Below are 19,629 nucleotides of genomic sequence, written 5' to 3'. Positions count from 1 at the left end.
TTAGACCTCTCTTTCTTTTAATGCATGCTTAAATGCAAGAATAAACAAGGATAGGATAATTGCAATGAATAAAAGTTTAATCCACATTTCTGCTGGTGATGCTATAGTCTGGATACGTAGTTGCGTGTATGACATTTTGATGGTGATAATGATAGCTCCCCCTATCAAACATGCATACAATAACGCTGTATAGAGTAAGCTATGCTTTCTAAACAAAAAGTAGGCGAGATGTATTGCCGGTAAGAATAGAAATATTCCGAATGATACAGCTCTATACTTTTCAGGTTCAAGCGGAGTGAAATAGGTATTCCAGTAATACGCCGGGTACAAGATTCCTGCGGTTTCATTAGCAACATGCGATTTTTCTGCGAAAAAATGCTTCATTAATCCCACAAGGCTTTGGTCAATAATGTATAATGTTAGACTACCAATTATAGCAATCGCTATAGAGAAAATCCAAAGGGTTATGATTCTATAATTATCGCTAATAGGCATCGTGGTGTAACGGCTTTGCTTTTTAATGTGGCTCAGATATCTATGTGTGCACAAGATGATGATAGGAAGTGTGACAAATAGCGCCATCATTCTGCTTGGACCAAAGCCATTATGGATTTCGTTACGAATAAATTGAGAATTGTTTATTAATTCCGTATTAAATACGGTGTTATAAATTAATCCGTTAGGATGTAATAAATTAAAAAGCAATACTATAACCTGTATAACTGGAAGCAGTAGAATGAAGTTTTTGTTAAAGTTCCAAAACTCCTGAATGCTAGCTGTTAGGGTTATCTTTTGTGTCTTATTCAGCATGGTGATGAAGGTTAGTCGTTTTTAAATGCATAGGTATAACTGGGTTTTCATGTAGCGCGTTGAAGAAGATTTCGATGTCGAAAGGGGTATCTTCGTTATCACTATTCGGTACCAAGCTTAATGTGCCGTTGTAGTTGCTTTCTGCGTAAAAGGCTTCAGGGTAGTTCCCTTGCTTAAACGAAAAACGCTTGCTAAGTTCAAAAATTGAAGCGTCAAGGATAAGTTTGTTTTCCTTGATTACCAGCATATGGTCGATTAAATTTTGCACATCCCGTGTTTGGTGTGTAGAAATAATAATTGTTTTTTCTGAATCAAGGTGATTCACAATAAGTTTTCTAAACTGTGTTTTAGACGGAATATCTAAGCCATTTGTTGGTTCATCCATCAATAGCAAGGATACATTCGACGCTAAGGCAAAAGCAATATTTACCTTTTTGCGTTGACCATAAGAAAGGTCTTTTATCCTTGCCTGAGCCGCCACTTGAAACTTATTCAATATCTCGTCGAAATAGTGGCGGTCAAATTTTGGGTATAGCGGACTGTAGACACGAAGGATATCTGTAATCTTCCAATTTGGAAGGTCTACCTCATCTGTAACTAAGTATAAGTCGGATAATAATTCACGTTGGCGCTCACTTACCGTATAATCTCCAACCTTTAGTATACCGCTTTTAGCGTATATACTGGAGGAAATTAGTTTTAATAAGGTTGTTTTACCACAGCCATTAAGACCGAATAGGCCATATACTTGGCCAGGAGCAAGGGTCGTATTGATATCATTTAAGATATCTTTCCCTTTTTTGTAATGAAAGGATACGTTTTTAATTTCAATCATTAGTTTAGTGTATTAGTTAAGTAGTACACTACGAATGTATGTTTTATTTTTGAATATTATACAATTAATTGAAAAAAAAATCCTCTTACGGTTTGTAAGAGGATCTATTTATATTATTCTTTGTTGCTATCAACTTTAATGCGTTCTGCCCGATTAGCAATTTCCCATAGGATATGAAAGATGAGCTTTTCTCTTTTCACCATCATTGGGAAGTCTATTTTATCTACAGTATCTTCTGGTGTATGATAATGTGGGTGAAGTCCTGAAAAGAAAAAAGCCGATGGAATTCCTTTTTGTGCAAAATTATAGTGGTCCGAGCGATAATAGAGGCGCATTGGATCCTTCGGGTCGTCATACATATAATCAAGCTCCATATTGGTATAGCTCATATTTGCTTTTTCTGTAATTTGCTTAAGCTCGGAGCTTAGTTTGTCTGTTCCGATGGCGTGAACATAATTATGATTGTTATCGAGATGTTTATCGTCGATGCGTCCTATCATATCAATGTTTAGGCAAACAACGGTATTCGCCAACGGGAATACTGGGTTTTCGGTATAAAACTTAGACCCTAGCAAGCCTTTTTCTTCAGCCGCTAAAGCGATGAATAGAATGCTGCGTCGTGGGCCATGACCTTCAGCTTTTGCTTTTGTGAAAACACGTGCCAACTCCAATACGCCGACAGTTCCTGAACCATTATCATCAGCCCCTGGGAATATGGTTCCGTCGGGCAAGATGCCATCATGGTCATAATGCCCCGATACGACTAAGATTTCATCTTTAAGGTCGCTTCCTTCCAATAGCCCCAAAACATTAGGGTCATAGAAACGCTCGTTAACCATCCCCATTTCAGCCTTTACGCGAAGCGGAAAAGTGAAGGATGAAGGGTTTTTCGTTAAGCCTTCAATAGTTTTACCTGTAGGCAATAGAAATTGATTAGCTAATTTTTCCGAAAAATGGATTACAGGAGGGACGGTGTTTACAGCCGTTTCTTGTTCCGCTTTTGGATTAGCTAAGGAAAAGGAACCTCCACCTAAGCGGGTACCAAATCTTTTGATGTTATCTTGAACATAAGATCCTGTGGCTAATATTAGTTTGGGTTGCTGCTTGGCAATTTCTTGTAAGCGTTTGAAACGGCTTGTTGACCATTCCGATTCTTTATGTGTACCGGTGATGATAGCATTTCCATTTTTATCTTTAGGCTCTCCCTCGTTGATTAAAAGGACAATCTTGTTTTTAATAGAAACATTGGCCAGGTCATTGTATTTTTCATCTTGAATACCAAAGCCTATGAATACAACTTCATCTGCCTGGAAGCTACTTAGGGTGTTTACCCCTTGAACATAGAAGTCTTTTCCTTGTAGGTACTGCTCTCCATTAATTTGAAGACCTTCTGCTTTGTAGTATTTTTTTAGGAGTTGAACGGGCTGAAAGAAAGTGCCGTTTACTGGGGCTTTTAGCCCATATGATTTAAATTGATCAGCGATGTAGTGCGCTGCTTTTTCACCTCCTTTTTGTCCTGTTCCTCGCCCTTCAAAGGCGGGAGAAGCAAGGAGCGTAAGGTGTGTTTTTGCAGATGCCGTAGTCAAGGCTTCTGCATATTTGAGTTGTACAGGATCCTGGGCTACGGCACAGCTATGTAGTGCCGGTAGGAGGAAAATTGTTTTTAGCCAATTCTTCATTACCGGTTTTTTTTATTTGCTTATTGACAAGCGATTTTATTTACTCTGTTTCCATGTCTACCACCTTCAAATTCTGTTGTTAAGAAAGTGTCAACGATTTTTTTAGCCAATTCGATATCGATAAAGCGTGCAGGAATACAAACAATGTTTGCATCGTTATGTTGACGTGCTAAGGCTGATATTTCATTTTGCCAAGCAATTGCCGCGCGGATACCTTGGTGCTTGTTTGCTGTGATTGCTACACCATTTGCACTACCACAAATAAGGATTCCCAATTCGTTTTCTTTGTTTTCAACGCTTGATGCTACAGGATGTGCAAAATCTGGGTAATCTACAGAGTCTGCTGTTGCTGGACCAAAGTCTTGAACCTCGTAACCATTTGACTGTAAGAAATCAATTAAGATAGCTTTGTACTCTACACCTGCGTGATCACTTCCGATGGCAATTTTTTTAGACATGACTAATTATTTTTTGTTATAAAATTCTTTTTCTGCTTTATCCTTTTGTTTCTTAACATTCGCCGATACCATAATACTTAACTCGTATAAGATAAACATTGGAGCACTCACGGTAAGTAAGGTGATTACATCTGAAGTAGGTGTAATAATAGCGGCAATGATTAGGATGACAACGGTAGCATAGCGTCTACTAGCACGCATAAATGCTGGCGTCATTAATCCTAACTTAGAAAGGACAAATATTAAAATAGGCAAAAGGAATACCACACCACAGCCTAGGGTTAATGTTGCTACGGTCGACAAATAAGAGTCGATTGTAATCTGGTTGGTAATCATGTCACTAAGCGACACATTCGCTAAGAAGTTTATCGATAGTGGAACAACGATATAATACCCAAATAAAGCACCGATAATAAATAGTATCCAAGCATAAACAACAAAGCCACTGGCAGATTTTCTTTCTACAGCTGTTAATGCTGGTTTAATGAAAAGCCATACCTCAAATAAAAGGTAAGGAAAGCCTAGCGCTACTGCAATTAAAAGACAGGAGTTGATTTGTAGCATAAACTGACCTGCTACTTCGGTATTAATTAAATTGAAAGGAATCTTTTCAACACAAAAACCGTCGATACTCAAGGCGGCGCCAACTTTACACATCATACGGTAAGTCCAGAAGTCAAGTTGCTTAGGGCCTAAGATGATATCCTCAAAGATGAAATCATAAAAAGTAAAGGCCAGGGTAGCAAAAACTGCAACGGCGATAACTGATCGGATGATATGCCAGCGAAGAACCTCTAAATGGTCAAAGAATGACATCTCTGCCTCGATAGATTTACCTTTGTTTTTTATAGCTTTAATTAATTCGTTAGACTGTGACATGTTGAAATTTTAAAATTTTAATTTCGGTTGGAAACAAAAATACCATTCTTATTTGTAAGAATGGTATTTTCTGTATTTGTAAACAAAATATTATTAAACTTCTTCGTCTGGGTATTCCGATAAGTCGAAAGTCTCCATGAATTTAGTTGTAAAATTACCTGCTCTGAAGTTAGGGTCACGCATTAAACGTAGGTGTAAAGGGATCGTTGTTTTGATACCTTCGATTACGAATTCACTTAATGCACGTTCCATAGTGCTAATTGCTTCTTCACGCGTTTGCGCTGTACAGATCAATTTTGCAATCATTGAATCGTAATTCGGTGGAATGGTATAACCTGCGTAAACATGCGTATCGATACGTACTCCATGTCCTCCTGGTGAGTGGAAAGTAGTAATCTTACCTGGTGAAGGACGGAAATTATTGAACGGATCTTCAGCATTGATTCTACACTCGATAGAATGCATCGTAGGTTCATAATTTTTTCCAGAGATAGGAATACCTGCAGCTACTTTAATTTGCTCTTTAATCAAGTCGAAGCTGATAACTTCTTCCGTTACCGGGTGCTCTACTTGAATACGCGTATTCATCTCCATGAAGTAGAAGTTGCGGTGTTTGTCGACCAAAAATTCAATCGTTCCAGCACCTTCATAGTTTACGGCTTTAGCACCTTTAATCGCTGCTGCACCCATACGCTCGCGTAATTCTGGTGTAACAAATGGTGAAGGAGCTTCTTCCAATAGTTTTTGGTGACGACGCTGAATAGAACAGTCACGCTCAGAAAGGTGACATACAGTGCCATATTGATCACCCACTACTTGGATTTCGATATGTCTAGGGTCTTCTACAAACTTCTCTAGGTAGATACCGTCGTTTCCAAAGGCAGCAGCTGATTCTTGACGTGCTGAATCCCATGCAGATTCAAAATCTTCGTCTTTCCAGATGGTACGCATACCACGACCACCACCACCAGCAGTAGCCTTAATAATAACTGGATAGCCGATTTCATTAGCCAGCTGAATACCTGTTTTAACATCAGGTACTAAACCTAGTGATCCTGGAATCGTTGGTACACCCGCAGATTTCATGGTTTCTTTAGCGCTAGCTTTATCGCCCATTTTTTCAATTTGATCTGCTGTAGCACCGATGAATTTTATTCCATACTCAGCACAGATAGCAGAAAACTTAGCGTTTTCAGAAAGGAAACCATATCCAGGGTGAATAGCGTCTGCATTGGTTAACTCTGCAGCAGCTATAATATGAGGGATGTTTAAATAAGAATCTTTACTTGGAGGAGGACCAATACACACGGCTTCGTCAGCGAAGCGTACGTGTAAGCTGTCACGGTCTGCTGTTGAGTAAACAGCGACACTTTTAATCCCCATCTCGCGACAAGTACGGATGATGCGAAGGGCGATTTCTCCTCTATTTGCTATTAATATTTTTTTAAACATAAATGTAAAATGATGTTACCATGCGCGAAAAATTCGCTGTAATTGAGTTTTTTCCGAATTGAGTAGTACTCAATTAACTTGGGTCAACCAAGAAGAGAGGTTGATCAAACTCAACAGGCTGAGCATCATTAACAAGAATTTTAACGATTTTACCAGAAACTTCTGATTCAATTTCGTTGAAAAGTTTCATCGCTTCAATGATACACAAAACTTTGCCAGGAGCGATTTCGTCACCTACGTTTGCAAACAATGGTTTCTCAGGACCTGCTGCACGGTAGAACGTACCAATCATTGGTGATCTAACAGTGATTAAGTGAGCATCGTTGCTTGCTGCTGCTGCCGCAGGAGTTGCTGGCACTGCTGCTACAGCTGCTACTGCAGGAAGAGCTGCTGCTACTGCAACTGGGCTAGGTACTGTTGCCGTTACGTAAGTAGGCTCTTGATTTGTTTTTATCGTAATCTTAAAGTCTTTTTCTTCAATGGCGACTTCATTCACACCTGATTTTGATACGAACTTAATCAGATCTTGAATTTGTTTAATATCCATACTCATATTCTAGTCGATTTTTGTTTTTTAATGTTTTTACGAATCGGTAAAGATAATAAAATATTATGCTTTTGTATATGCCCACTTTAGGTATATAGAACCCCAAGTGAAACCGCCACCAAAGGCCGCTAATAATAGATTATCTCCTTTTTTTAATTTGTCTTCCCATTCCCATAAGCAGAGAGGGATGGTTGCACTCGTCGTATTTCCATACTTATGAATGTTTACCATTACTTTTTCTTCTGGTAGCCCAGCACGTTCGGCTGTAGCATCGATGATACGCTTATTTGCTTGATGCGGTACTAACCAAGCAATATCATCAGAAGATAAGTTGTTTCTTTCCATCACGTCGGCCGCCACATTCGCCATGTTTGTAACAGCAAATTTGAAGACGGTACGTCCTTCTTGGTAAGCATAGTGCATGCCTGCATCTACGGTGTGGTGACTTGCTGGGTTTAGTGAACCTCCTCCTTGAAGATTTAAGTAAGGAGTGCCGGAGCCATCAGTTTTTAGCACCGAGTCGATAAGGCCGTTGCCTTCATCATTAGCTTCCAATAGTACACATCCACAACCATCTCCAAAAAGGATACAGGTGTTGCGGTCTTCATAGTTAACGATAGACGACATTTTGTCGGCACCAACTACAAGCACGTTTTTATGCTTTCCAGACTCGATAAATTGAGCGCCTGTTGTCAATCCAAAAAGAAAGCCCGAGCAGGCAGCTTGTAAATCGTAACCCCAAGCATTTTTAGCACCGATTTTATCGGCCAAAATGTTGGCTGTTGCTGGGAATAACATATCAGGTGTACTGGTACAGAAGATAATCAATTCGATATCTTCAGCCGTAATTCCTCTTTTTTCTAAGAGTCCTTGTACTGCCGGAACAGCCAAGTCTGATGTTGCTTTGCCTTCCCCTTTAAGGATTCTTCTTTCCTTAATACCGGTGCGCGAAACAATCCATTCATCATTGGTGTCAACCTTTGTTTCCAATTCCTGATTCGTCAAGATATAATCTGGAACATACCCATTTACCGCCGTTATAGCCGCGTGAATTTTTGACATATTTAGTTAGTTGAAAGCAGATTTGATTTTGTCTACTATCTTCGACGCAATCATATCTCTTGAAAGTAAAACCATATTCTTAATCGCTTCTGGTGTCGAGATGCCGTGACCGATAATAACAGGTGCGTTAACACCTAATATCGGGCTGCCTCCGTACTGTTCGTAATTGAAGCGATCAAAGAATTCATCCTTCATACCTTTCTTCAATGTAACAACATAAAATGATTCGGCTAGTTTAAGAACGACATTTCCCGTGAAACCATCGCAAACGTAAACGTCAGCTAGATCTGTGAAAAGGTCTCTTCCTTCAGCATTACCGATAAAGTTAATTTTGTTGTTTTCTTTAAGAAGGGGGTATGTTGAGATTGTTAAGTTGTTTCCTTTTTCTTCTTCTTCACCAATATTTAGTAAGCCAACTTTTGGATTGTCAATACCATATATGTGTTGAGAATAGAGACTACCCAAAATAGCAAACTGATTAAGCATTTCTGGTTTACAGTCTGCATTAGCACCAACGTCTAAAATAATTCCAAAACCACTTTTGATTTTAGGAACGTTGGTAGCAATAGCTGGTCTGAGTACGCCAGGAATAGCTTTTACGCTGAACATCGCACCCACAAGCATTGCTCCCGTATTTCCAGCCGAGGCGAAAGAATCAAGTTCTCTATTTTTCAATAGTTCGAATCCCTTAGCGATACTCGAGTTGGGCTTTTGGGTAATGGCTTTGGTCGGATGTTCATGCATACCAATAGCATCAGGCGCATGGATGTAGTCGAAGTTATCGGGATTTGCTCCAGCTTGTTTCAACCGTTCTATGGTGTCTTGCTGATCTCCGATAAGGACTAGACGTTGATCGTCTTTTAATATTTTTTGAGCTTCTATGGCTCCTAGTATTGTGGAATTAGGTGCGTAATCTCCACCTAAAACGTCTAAACCAATCTTCATCCGTTATTATTTTATAACCAATAATACGCAAAAACATCCCAAATTGAAGCATAAAAATGTTTTACACCTATTTGGGATGTTGAGTTTTTTTGAATGATGTCGTTAGACAGCAGCGGTGTTTTCGATAATCAATTTACCGTTGTAGTATAAGTTACCGTCTACTGTGTATGCACGGTGTGGAGTATGTACAGCTCCTGTTTCTTTACATACAGTTAACGTAGGTCTTTCTGCCTTATAATGTGTTCTTCTTTTGTCTCTTCTTGATTTAGAAGTCTTACGCTTTGGATGTGCCATCTCGTATTTGTGTTTTAGTTATTTTTAATCTTTTTTAATATATCCCAACGTGGGTCTATCTTTTCTGTTGAATCTTCCGATTCGGTAATGCTTTCTTCTTGATTTATTTTAGCGAGCATTTCAGGATCACAGCTGATGTTAATACCTTGTTCGGTACAACGACTGTAGTAGGGTACGCATACGTTGATGTATTCATACAACAAGTTTGCAATATCCAACTCGTACTCCGCTTTTGCTAAAAAAAGAACTTCTTCCGTGCTGTTCTCCCAATCTTCCTCCGTGAATTTAACCAATGTACGCTCATTAATATCTAATGGCGAGTCAAACTCTTGTAGACAGATGTCACAGGTCAGCTGAATGATTCCTTTGATGTGAAAAAGAACAATTAACATGTTTTCTTGCTTCTGCAATTCTACATGAGCGTTCAGTTTTCCTTTTTTTACCAAAGAATGCGTATAGCAATCAAAGAACTTATCGTCAATTTCAAATTCAAAATTGTGCTGTCCCGCGGCTAAGCCCGAAAACGGTATTCTATATTGTTTTAGATATTTCACAATCTGCATTTGAGCCTGCAAAATTAATTAATATTTTGATAAATATGAAACATTTTTGCAAAATTACTGCGTTTCATCGCTGTAATAGTTTTTGCCGAGTTCGATTTTGTCACGTCCAGTGCTCACACGCCAGCGATTTGTGTCGCGTAGGGAGTAGGCACATCCGCAATATTCTTGCATGTAAAACCGCTCTCTTTTACTGATTTCCAACATACGTCCGGATCCTCCTTTTTTGCGCCAGTTTAGTGTCCAGTAGTCCATGTCAGGATGGCGAGAGGCCGCTTTAACGCCACAATCGTTGATCTGATTCATATTTTTCCATCTGGAGATGCCTAAGGAGCTCGAAATAACATCGAAGCCGTTTGCCGCAGCATATTCTGCAGTTTTTTCAAAGCGCATATCGAAACACATGGTACAACGAATTCCTTTTTCGGGTTCATTTTCCATCCCTTTGGCTAAATCAAACCAATGGTCGACATCATAATCGGCGTCGATAAATGGAATGTTGTGTTTCTCCGCAAAGCGAATATTTTCTTCTTTACGAAGGTCATATTCTGTACGTGGATGTATATTTGGATTATAGAAATAAATCGTGAACGTAATATCCGAAGCAATAAGAGCCTCCATTACTTCGCCAGCACAGGGTGCACAGCAGGAGTGAAGTAGCAGCTTTTTACCTTCATTCGGTAATGTTAATTTTTCACGTATAAGCGTGTCGTTGTTCATGAGTTACTTAAATATAATGCAATTTTACATAAATATTAAAGATTTTGCAAAAGTAGCTTGCTAGGATGTCGCAGGTGGCGCGTGAAAAGCGTTTAATTTTGTATGTTTGTAACATATAGCGAATAATGGTTATGATGAAGATTCCTTACGTTTTTAAGGCCTTAGCAGTGGTGTTTTGTTTAATTGCGGTTTACGCTTGTGAGCGCGATGATAAAGAGCCAAATTTAGATACAAAGAAGTTCTCTCGATTGTATGTTTCTTTCGAGGAATTTGGTACTTCAAATGTCGGTGTACCCGATACAAATGTTCGTATTATTTTTCCAGCAGATTCTAGTGAATTTAAATATTCTTTAGGTTTTGTTTCTGGCGCAAAGGGCGGAGGACCTATTTATTTTCATCCTTTTTTAAAGATGTTGTATCAGGCTAGCGTTATTAGTGGAGGAGTCTCCGATACGTCTATCTATGGCATGACCGTTGGGGATAGGACCGGTTTATTATCAAATGCAGCACGTTTAGGAAACAGACAGTATAATCTTATAAAGGGTCTTTTTTATCACTCAGCGTCGGAAACGCTTATAGCGGTAAATGCCTCAGGTGCTGATGCTGGTGTTTATCTTAATTACAGACCTCGAAACAATGGCTATGCACGTCCTATCAAGAAGCTAAAAAATTCGAGTCTTACAATGTGGGGAGCAGCGTTTGGTGGTTCTAATCTATTTACTTCTAAGACTGGTGATGATGCAGGGATTTATGTTTTCGAGAAAATATTAGCAACTGCTGTAGGTCCAGATTCTGTAGGTCGCTTAAATCCAACGCGTATTTTATCTATTGCTGACGCACAAAATCTTCGTGGAATGTCTTATGATACGGTGAGAAATGTGTTAGCTATTACCGATTTTGTGACAAATGGTGCCGAAGGAACAGGGCGTATTTTAATTTTTGAGAAATTCTCCGATTTAATTAAACAAGAAGCGATTATTCCGACACGTGTCATAACAGGACCGGCTACGTTGCTTAAAGAGCCTGTCGATGTGGCCATAGATCCACGTTCTACTGCTGATAATATTTATGTAGCCGATCGTTCGGGTAAAGTTTTACGCTTCAAACTTTCTGATAGCGGTAATGTCATTCCGAATAAGGTTGTAGAAATTGAGCGTAATAAACGTAAATTGATTCCAGCAGGTTTATCACTCGATGCGCGTGACTTTTCTACGCTGGGTCAGTAACCAGGTCTAGTAATAGCTGAATTTCGTCGCGTTTCTCCACATTGTCAAGGTGGTTGTATGCTGCCAATAGGTTGCGGAGGACGCGTCGTATAATATCCAAGTTTCCACAAGGCTTGGTGTATTGATCGCTAAATGGAAGGTTCAGTTGTTGCAAGAATGATTGGATATCGGACTCTTGCATCACTTGTCCCCTATTGAAAACATTAATGTAAAATAATACTTCCTCTGGATTTTCCTCATTCATATACGCCAATACAAAGTGTTTAGGCAAGTTTACCCCATAGATAGGAATATCTAAGCGTTGCGCTACTAAACTGTAGATACAGGCTAAGGAAATTGGATTCCCCTTTTTTGTTTCAAATACTTTATTGATAAAAGAGTTCTGCGGAGCATGGTAATCGCTCGTATTGCCAGAAAGGCCAAAATCTCGGAACAGGACATTGTTGAGTAGCTTCACTTTTTCTAGTGGGCTCATCTCATACATCATGAGGTACCATGCCTCTCGCTTGAGTTCGGCAAGCTGCTGATAGATTTCCGACTCGTTTAGTTGGCTATACTGATAACGATTAATGATAAGTAGGCCTTCCAGAAGGTCTTCCTGATTGCTCATCATCCACAGCTGTAAATCGTTCTTTACCTCATTGAATTGAATTTTATGAACAATCTGTTCTACTCTACTTTGGAGCAATGCATCAAACGAGGTTTCCCATTGCTGTTCCAAAAAAGGAACAACGGGAGGACCTGAAGCGATGAGTTTGTCTTCCAATTCTTGATAAATGGCCGCATCAGGATCGTCCAATAACGAAATAAGTGCTTTTAGTTCGTTTTCATTCATGTAATACGAATCTACGATTTTTAGTGAGAACCCGAAAATCATTGTACTCCTTGTTTTGTTAAGCCTACTTAAAGTTATCTAATGCACCCCGTATGATGTATAGATTGATTACTTCGTCCATGCCTAGGACTTATTTCCATTATCTTTTGTATTTTTAGGTTATGGCAAGACCAACAGATAAGGATACTTTACATAGGCAGAGTGCTTCCAGTTTTCAGCAGTTATTGACAGCTGTTGAAAGGAGGTCTGATGTGGATTATGTATTCCCCGAAGGGATGATGAATCGTAATGTTAGGGATGTATTTATGCATCTGCATGGTTGGCATCAGCTGTTTCTGAACTGGTATACGGATGGAATGGCGGAAAGGAAGCCTGTCATGCCTGCAGAAGGCTATGGATGGAAAGATACGCCTGCTTTGAATAGAGCCCTTTGGGCGGATGCTCAAGCTGTTTCTTTTGAGGAAGCGAAGGAATTACTTATTGCTTCGCATGCGGCTTTACAGCAGCTTATAGAGCAGCATAGCCAAGCTGAACTATTTACCAAGAAATACTATCGTTGGACAGGAACCACATCGTTGGCTTCTTACTTGATTTCGGCCACTTCTAGTCATTACGACTGGGCTATAAAATTAGTTCGCAAAGCGTATACGAAAAAGAGCTAGTGATATCACTAGCTCTTTTTGTTAATCTTCTTTTTTCAGTTGCCCGTCTAATAGATTGAGAATTCGCTTGCTGTAGGCTGCATTTTTTTCAGAGTGCGTTACTTGAATAATCGTTACGCCATCATCATTAAGCTGCTTAAAGAGCTGCATGACTTCTTCTCCTTGCTTTGAATTCAAATTGCCTGTAGGCTCATCGGCTAATAACAGTTTTGGCGATGCTGCTAAAGCGCGAGCAATACCAACAATCTGTTGCTGTCCACCAGAAAGCTGCGCCGGGAAAAGGTCTTTCTTTCCAACGATACCAAAGCGGTCTAATAAATCGGCTACTATAGCTTTTCTTTCTGATGAGCCATGCTGCTTATAAAGGAGCGGTGTTTCGATATTTTCGTATACCGTGAGTTCATCGATTAAGTGGTATGCTTGAAATACATAGCCCATATTAGCTTGCGAAATAGCCGTTCTTTTCTTGGCTTTTAAGGATAATACTTCCTCTTCCATAAAGTAGTATTTGCCTTCATCAGGCTCGTCAAGTAAGCCAATTACATTCAGGAGAGTTGATTTTCCGGATCCTGAAGGCCCCATGATGGATATAAAATCACCTTGTTCAATGGTTAGATTGATGTCTTTCAATACGTAGGAACGTGCGCCAGCAATGTTATACCATTTGAAAATATGTTCTAGTTTTATCATGATATGTATACGCTACAAAGCGGTGATAGCTCTTAAAACTTCACCTTGGTAATGATTTGATTTAATATTTTTTGCCGACTCATAAAGTTGGTCTTTCAGCTTGTTCGCTTGCGGAGCTTTGCTGATAATTTGCTTTAAAACTTCCGTTTGATAAAAGTCGGATTTTATTTGGTTAGTTTCAGCAATTAGTACTTTCCAATCTATGTTTTTAGGATTATTCTTAATTAAGCTCTTAACGACTTCAGCCTTGTAAAAGTCACTTTTCATTCCGCCTACCAAGCGCATAGTTTGCTTGAAGCCTTCCGCACCGATGTTTTGGTTGTTTGACAGGGATTTGTAAAGCTCCGCTTGGTAATAGTCAGATTTCATGCTTTGCGCAATCTCGATTACCCTAGCTTGTTGATCTTCCGTTAAATCTTGATTTATTAATTTCTTTAATGTTTCATGTTGGTAGAAATCTGATTTTATGCTACGTACAACATTTAAATATGAACTGTAAAGGTTTGTATCTCTTGTCGCTTGTTTCATTGCTGCAGTTAATACTTCTGCTTTATAAAAGTCCGACTTAATCGTTTGATCTAAATTCGTGATAATTTTATCCGCATCCTTAGGGCTTATTTTTAATTTAAGCAGGTTGTTAAGGTATTGACTGCGCGAAAAATCATTTTCTAAACGATCTACTTCTTGGAGGACAGCGGCTGTTCCACCTTTCGCAAAAATACGCTCCGTTCTGGCTTTAGCATCAACACCGTTGCGAATCATGCTTTGGATGCAAGACTGTAACAACGCCTCCTCGTTACCATTAAGGCTTTCTTTAATACGGCCGTTAACTTCATAAACGATATTGCCGCGGTTGTCGTTGTAAACCTCTAGCTTTTCACCGTTTTTGCTGAACTTGATAGCGCCTTTATTAGAAATAGATGCTATGCGTTTATCATTTTCGGCAATGCTTACATTACCTTTTATAGTTATTTTTAAACTTTCTTTATCGTTGCTAATTGTCCACGTAGAAACGTTGTTTTCTACGACTCTTTCTTGTTTTTCTTGCGCTTCTGCGTATCCTAGTATTCCACAAGATAGCAGTAGGATAAGTGCTGTTTTTTTCATCTCTTTTGTATTAATTATTGGTTATAGGATTCTGTTTTTTACTCGTCGCGTAAACTATTTATTGGGTTGCCTGTTGCGGCACGTAGCGTTTGCCAGGTTATGGTTACCATAGCGATAACCAATGCTATAAGTCCGGCTAAGAGGAACATCCACCATTGAATATCAATGCGGTACACAAAGTGTTGAAGCCAATTTTGCATCATCCACCAAGCTATAGGTGTAGCAATAAGGAAGGCTATAAGCATTAACTTGAGGAAGTCTTTGGATAAAAGCAACATAATACTGCTTACCGATGAACCTAATACTTTGCGGATACCAATTTCTTTAACACGCTTGTTAATCATCATCAAGGCTAAAGCAAAGAGGCCTAGTGAAGAAATGGAAATAGCTATGATTGCTCCACTAATAATAATCTTGACAAAGCGCTGCTCTTCGCGATAAAGATCTTGAATGTTATCATCCAAGAATGAAGCTTCTATCGTTGCTTTTGGATTTACTGTTTTCCATACTTTTTCTACCTTGGCGAGTTGCTCACTCAGCTGATCACCGTTGACACGTACAAAAATGTATTGTACGGTGAAGATTCCTGGATTAATAGATAGCGTTAAAGGTTGTACTTTTTGATCTAGTTTCTTAAAGTTAAAGTCGTCAATGATACCAATGATTTCATTGCTTCCTGCTAGTTTTAAAGTCTTGTTGAGCACTTTGTCTACGCCACCTAGCTGAATAGCCATTTGTTTATTGATCAATACGGCCGATGAGTCTGTTAGATAACTACGGTCAAAATCGCGGCCCGACACCAGCTTGATGTCGAGTGTTTTAAGGTAGTCGTAGTCGATACGCATAAAGTTTGTCGATACTTGGCGACCTTCGTAGTCAAATCCAAATCTACTATCCGACATGTTGCCATCACGTCCACGACCTAAGTTGATATCAGCCGCACTAACGGCTTCTACCCATGGCTCGCTAGCCAACGCATTGCGCATTTTCTGTAGGGCGAGTTCAGGTTCAATACCTACACCAATAGGAATACTGATAACCGTATTTTTGTCGAAGCCTAAAGGACGAAGATTGACATAACGTAGCTGAAAGCTGATGATGATTGTCGCTATAATCAGTACCGTAGCAATGGTGAATTGAACGACCGTTAAGCTGTTTCTAAGTCTGCTTGTTTTTACCGTAGCTGTACCTTTTAACGTTTGTATGATGTTGCTCTGCGCTATACGCCAAGCAGGATATCCTCCGGCAAGGATTGTGATAAACAGAAATATAAAAATGAAAATAGTAAGGTTAAGCGGTGTGAACAGTTCGCCTATGGTTAAGCGGTAGTTCATCATCGCGTTATACTCCGAAAGCACTAACCAAGCGACGCCAAGACCAATGATTAAGGCGATGACACAGAGCATAAGTGATTCTGTCCACAGCTGACCTATTAATTGGCTGGTGCTGCTGCCTAATGTTTTGCGTGTTCCTATTTCGCGGTTACGCGCAAAAGAGTTCGCTAACGATAGGTTCACGAAGTTAGAACAAGCGATAAGCAAAATTAGACCCGCAATTAAGAGTAAGATCCATGGGAATATCGGCGAACTGGCATCGCCCAATCCCAAATCATTACGATGATATGATTTAAATGGTAGTTGGTGAAGAGATAAGTAAACACCATTTTTATCAGCTTTTGCGCCATCACGCTTTAGCATTTCTTGATTATCCTTAAAGTAAAGCTCCATAAAGGCTTTAGCTTTTAGGGTAAAAGCATCATCTGTTGGGGGAGTGTTTGCAAATTTTACAAATACTGAGTGATTTTGATTCGACCAGTTGTCTACGCTCGTTTTGTAGCCTGGATATTGTTCAAAGCGGATTAAGCTGTTGAAATGAAGACTTGAGTTTGCGGATTTTCGTTTTATTACGGCCGAGATGTTTTTGTTTGTCCATACACCTCCAGCGTTGACTTCAACCTGTTTTCCGATAACCTGTGTTGTTCCAAACAGGTTTTCTGCAACCTGATCATCGATTACAATATTATCGATGTTGTTAAGTGCTTGTGTATTTCCACCTAAGTAGGAAAACGTAAATATCGATAGAAAATCGGGATCTACATATTTATTACTTCCGTGAAACTGTTTCTCGCCGTGACGGAGTAGGATATCTTCGTTGAGGTAGCGACTTGCCAATTCAATTCCAGGTATTTCTGCCTTTACCATCGGTGCTAAAGGAACTGGCATCGTTGCATTATACTTTGAGTCGGCATCTTCCTGGCTCGTTTTGTACAACAACGCAATTTTGTCGATATCCTGATGAAAATTATTGTACGATAGTTCAAACATGGCTGTTAAGTACAGCAGGGTGGAAGCGGCTATAGCAACGGCTAGTCCAATAATATGTATTGCACTTAATGTTTTTGCCTTTTTTAGGCTGCGCCAAGCAATTTTTATATGTTGTTTTATCATGATGTTCTGTTGTCTCGTATTAAAAATTAAAGTACCCCTTGTTATTCGTTGCGTAAGCTATTTACTGGATTTGCGCGCGCTGCGCGAATGGCTAAAGAGCTTACCGTTAGGAATGCAATGAAAAGAGCTATGCAGCCAGCAAGGGCTAGCATCCACCATTGTACCTGAATACGGTAGCTGAAGTCGTTGAGCCAATTGTTGGCTGCCCACCAAGCCACAGGTGCTGCCACTAAAAAGGATAGCAGTACCAACTTGATAAAATCTTTGGACAGTAGGATGCCAATACTGGCTACTGATGCACCCAATACTTTGCGTACCCCAATTTCTTTGACACGTGTTTCCGCGATATAGGATGCTAATCCGAACAAACCTAGGCACGATATAAAAATAGCCAACAAAGAAAAAGATAGTGCTAAACTTGCCGTTTGCTCTTGGTCTTTAAATTTTAGGGCAAACTGCTGATCGACAAAAGTGTAGGTGAACGGGTAGTTGGGATTGAATTTCTTAATGACCTGTTCGATACCTTGAAGATTTTCCTTCATGGATAAATTCGGATTGGTGCGCACAATGAGGTTCATTAAAAAGTTTTTCGAAGCCCTCATAAGCATAGGTTGCACATCTTTATAAGGAGATCCTGATAGGTAATCCTTAATAACACCCACAATGGTATACGACTCATCTCCCCATTTCAAGTATTTTCCAATAGGATTTTCTAAACCCATCATGCGGATTGCCGATTCGTTAATGACAACGGATGCACTGTCGGCCGGCAAATTGGCGTAGTCTAAATCACGACCTTCAACTAAGGTGAGGTTTAGGGTCTTTACAAAATCGCTTTCTGCACGCGTGAGTACAAAGGCACTATTTTTTATTTGCTCTGGTGTTGCCCCTTCCCACGAGAAATTGCCACTCGCTTGGGATGCATTCCGTGTTATCGTCCAGCCCGTACGTGTGACGCCCGTTGAAAAGCGGCTGTTCAGCAGTTCTGATTTAGTAGCTTGGTAGTTTTTCTCCAAGTCTCCTTCTATGGGGATTTCAATAAGTTGTGCCGTGTTATAACCCACTTCACGCTCGCCGGCATGTTTTAACTGTAGGCGTATAACTATCGTTGCTGCAATAAGGACTACTGCGATTCCAAATTGTAGGACAACCAAGCCTTCACGAAGGCTAAAGAAAGGTTGTTTTTTTGAAGAAGCTCCTTTAAGGCTTCGGATAGGGTTGAAGCTAGATAAGACAAATGCGGGGTAAATGCCCGCTAGTATTCCGGTGAAAAGTATAACAGCGACTCCTGAAATCCAGATTAAAGGATTTAACCAATCAATCAGTATCGGTTTATCCAAAATGCTGTTGAATAGCGGAAGTAGAAGGAAAGCCAAGGCGATAGCAACGATACCCGCAATAAAGGCTAAAAGGATAGATTCTACTAGAAATTGCTGTATTAAGGTTGCCTTCTTAGCGCCTACAGTTTTACGAAGGCCCACTTCTTTACTACGTTTCTGACTACGTGCCGTTGCTAGGTTCATGAAGTTTATGCACGCAATGGCAAGGATGATTATCCCTAACCCTGCTACTAGACGTATTTGTTCTATTTTTCCTCCTACGGGCTGTCCATTTTCAAAACGCGTGTATAGGTGCATCTTGGACATTGGGTATAAGAAAATAGCCGATTTCGTTAAGGACGGCTCTCCAGTGCGGACTAAAGGTTCAATCTTTTTGTTGAATGCTTCTAAATCTGTGCCTGGCTGTAACTGTACAAACGTGTAATAGGTGTTTGTATTCCAGTTGGTGCCCGAATTTGCTATTGTCTCCTTTGATAGTGGCGTTAAGTAGGTGAAGTCAAAATCGCTATTACTTGGCAAGTCTTGTAATACACCCGTAACTTTATACGGAGCGTTATTATTCATAAGGACTGTCTTCTCCATAGGATCTTCGTCGCCAAAGAGTTTCTTTGCTAGCGTGGCTGTAAGGACAATGCTCTGTGGGGATTGCAAGGCACTTTGTACCGATCCACGTAGAAATTGAAAATCAAAGATGCTTATGAAATCGGCGTCAGCCTCATTTCCCTGTGCTTTTAGTTTTTTATCGCCATAGGTGAACAGGTCGTTCGAAGACCAATACATACGTGCCGCATACTTTACCTCAGGATAGTTTTTTTTCAACGTCTCAGCAGCCGGTGCTGAGGTGATATCATGTACGTTTACCTTACCTTCATCGCTAGCGCTAGACCATACTTTGAATATGTTTTCTTGCTGTGGGTAGAAATTGTCGTACTGGAGCTGATTTTTAATCCACATAGCCACAAGTAGTACGGCAGCCATACCAATGGCTAGCCCCATTATATTGATAATCGAGTACCCTTTATTTTTGAATAGGTTACGTATAGCGATTTTTATATGTTGTTTTATCATGGTTTTCCTTATT

Annotated in this window: 19 protein-coding genes; 2 read left to right on the top strand and 17 right to left on the bottom strand. The window is 39.8% G+C overall.

Going from position 1 to position 19,629, the window contains the following annotated elements; all coding sequences use genetic code 11:
• From WH223_RS11600 to WH223_RS11545, 12 genes are all read right to left on the bottom strand, one after another.
• Entirely contained in the window at positions 1-810 is an 810-nt protein-coding gene (locus WH223_RS11600; protein ID WP_340047827.1) for a hypothetical protein, read from the bottom strand.
• Complete coding sequence (locus tag WH223_RS11595) at positions 800-1,645, bottom strand: ABC transporter ATP-binding protein (protein WP_340047825.1); 846 nt, start codon at positions 1,643-1,645, stop codon at positions 800-802. The genes WH223_RS11600 and WH223_RS11595 overlap by 11 nt, the downstream gene beginning before the upstream one ends.
• A 113-nt stretch (positions 1,646-1,758) precedes the next feature.
• Positions 1,759-3,324, bottom strand: a complete 1,566-nt coding sequence (locus tag WH223_RS11590; RefSeq protein ID WP_340047823.1) for a M28 family peptidase — start codon at positions 3,322-3,324, stop codon at positions 1,759-1,761.
• A gap of 20 nt (positions 3,325-3,344) precedes the next feature.
• Complete coding sequence (rpiB, locus tag WH223_RS11585; RefSeq protein ID WP_340047821.1) at positions 3,345-3,782, bottom strand: ribose 5-phosphate isomerase B; 438 nt, start codon at positions 3,780-3,782, stop codon at positions 3,345-3,347.
• 6 nt (positions 3,783-3,788) lie between these two features.
• The gene (tatC, locus tag WH223_RS11580) at positions 3,789-4,661 is read right to left on the bottom strand and encodes a twin-arginine translocase subunit TatC (protein ID WP_340047820.1); all 873 of its coding nucleotides are present in this window, start codon (positions 4,659-4,661) and stop codon (positions 3,789-3,791) included.
• Between the two features lie 93 nt (positions 4,662-4,754).
• Positions 4,755-6,113: an acetyl-CoA carboxylase biotin carboxylase subunit gene (accC, locus tag WH223_RS11575; RefSeq protein ID WP_340047819.1), complete on the bottom strand. Its 1,359-nt coding sequence runs from the start codon at positions 6,111-6,113 to the stop codon at positions 4,755-4,757.
• Between the two features lie 73 nt (positions 6,114-6,186).
• Entirely contained in the window at positions 6,187-6,666 is a 480-nt protein-coding gene (accB, locus tag WH223_RS11570) for an acetyl-CoA carboxylase biotin carboxyl carrier protein (RefSeq protein ID WP_340047818.1), read from the bottom strand.
• Positions 6,667-6,723: 57 nt separating this feature from the next.
• Positions 6,724-7,722 carry a beta-ketoacyl-ACP synthase III gene (locus WH223_RS11565; protein ID WP_340047817.1) on the bottom strand — a complete coding sequence of 333 codons (999 nt, stop codon included), beginning with the start codon at positions 7,720-7,722 and terminating at the stop codon, positions 6,724-6,726.
• 6 nt (positions 7,723-7,728) lie between these two features.
• Complete coding sequence (plsX, locus tag WH223_RS11560; RefSeq protein WP_340047815.1) at positions 7,729-8,667, bottom strand: phosphate acyltransferase PlsX; 939 nt, start codon at positions 8,665-8,667, stop codon at positions 7,729-7,731.
• A gap of 102 nt (positions 8,668-8,769) precedes the next feature.
• Positions 8,770-8,961, bottom strand: coding sequence for a 50S ribosomal protein L32 (gene rpmF / locus WH223_RS11555; RefSeq protein ID WP_071790457.1), 192 nt, complete (start codon positions 8,959-8,961; stop codon positions 8,770-8,772).
• Positions 8,962-8,975: 14 nt separating this feature from the next.
• On the bottom strand, positions 8,976-9,524 hold the full coding sequence (locus WH223_RS11550; RefSeq protein ID WP_340047813.1) for a YceD family protein: 549 nt from the start codon (positions 9,522-9,524) through the stop codon (positions 8,976-8,978).
• Positions 9,525-9,578: 54 nt separating this feature from the next.
• A complete protein-coding gene (locus WH223_RS11545; RefSeq protein WP_340047811.1) occupies positions 9,579-10,241 on the bottom strand; it encodes an epoxyqueuosine reductase QueH in 663 nt (220 codons plus the stop codon).
• Between the two features lie 131 nt (positions 10,242-10,372).
• On the opposite strand from WH223_RS11545, the gene WH223_RS11540 reads away from it, so the two are divergent.
• Positions 10,373-11,467, top strand: a complete 1,095-nt coding sequence (locus tag WH223_RS11540) for a hypothetical protein (RefSeq protein ID WP_340047810.1) — start codon at positions 10,373-10,375, stop codon at positions 11,465-11,467.
• On the opposite strand, the gene WH223_RS11535 is transcribed toward WH223_RS11540, so the two are convergent.
• On the bottom strand, positions 11,451-12,302 hold the full coding sequence (locus WH223_RS11535; RefSeq protein ID WP_340047809.1) for a transglutaminase-like domain-containing protein: 852 nt from the start codon (positions 12,300-12,302) through the stop codon (positions 11,451-11,453). The genes WH223_RS11540 and WH223_RS11535 overlap by 17 nt on opposite strands.
• A 161-nt stretch (positions 12,303-12,463) precedes the next feature.
• On the opposite strand from WH223_RS11535, the gene WH223_RS11530 reads away from it, so the two are divergent.
• Positions 12,464-12,964, top strand: a complete 501-nt coding sequence (locus WH223_RS11530; RefSeq protein WP_340047808.1) for a ClbS/DfsB family four-helix bundle protein — start codon at positions 12,464-12,466, stop codon at positions 12,962-12,964.
• A 21-nt stretch (positions 12,965-12,985) separates the two neighbouring features.
• Here WH223_RS11530 and WH223_RS11525 read toward each other — a convergent pair whose 3' ends face one another.
• The 4 genes from WH223_RS11525 to WH223_RS11510 are packed head-to-tail and all read right to left on the bottom strand — an operon-like array spanning position 12,986 to position 19,616.
• Entirely contained in the window at positions 12,986-13,654 is a 669-nt protein-coding gene (locus WH223_RS11525; protein WP_340047807.1) for an ABC transporter ATP-binding protein, read from the bottom strand.
• Between the two features lie 12 nt (positions 13,655-13,666).
• Positions 13,667-14,761 carry a hypothetical protein gene (locus tag WH223_RS11520; protein ID WP_340047806.1) on the bottom strand — a complete coding sequence of 365 codons (1,095 nt, stop codon included), beginning with the start codon at positions 14,759-14,761 and terminating at the stop codon, positions 13,667-13,669.
• A gap of 38 nt (positions 14,762-14,799) precedes the next feature.
• Complete coding sequence (locus tag WH223_RS11515; RefSeq protein WP_340047805.1) at positions 14,800-17,208, bottom strand: ABC transporter permease; 2,409 nt, start codon at positions 17,206-17,208, stop codon at positions 14,800-14,802.
• 41 nt (positions 17,209-17,249) lie between these two features.
• On the bottom strand, positions 17,250-19,616 hold the full coding sequence (locus WH223_RS11510; RefSeq protein WP_340047804.1) for an ABC transporter permease: 2,367 nt from the start codon (positions 19,614-19,616) through the stop codon (positions 17,250-17,252).
• Positions 19,617-19,629: the final 13 nt, after the last annotated feature.

It is taken from the genome of Sphingobacterium sp. MYb382, assembly GCF_037572665.1.
Taxonomy (GTDB): domain Bacteria; phylum Bacteroidota; class Bacteroidia; order Sphingobacteriales; family Sphingobacteriaceae; genus Sphingobacterium.
This window is presented reverse-complemented; position numbering and strand designations above follow the sequence as displayed.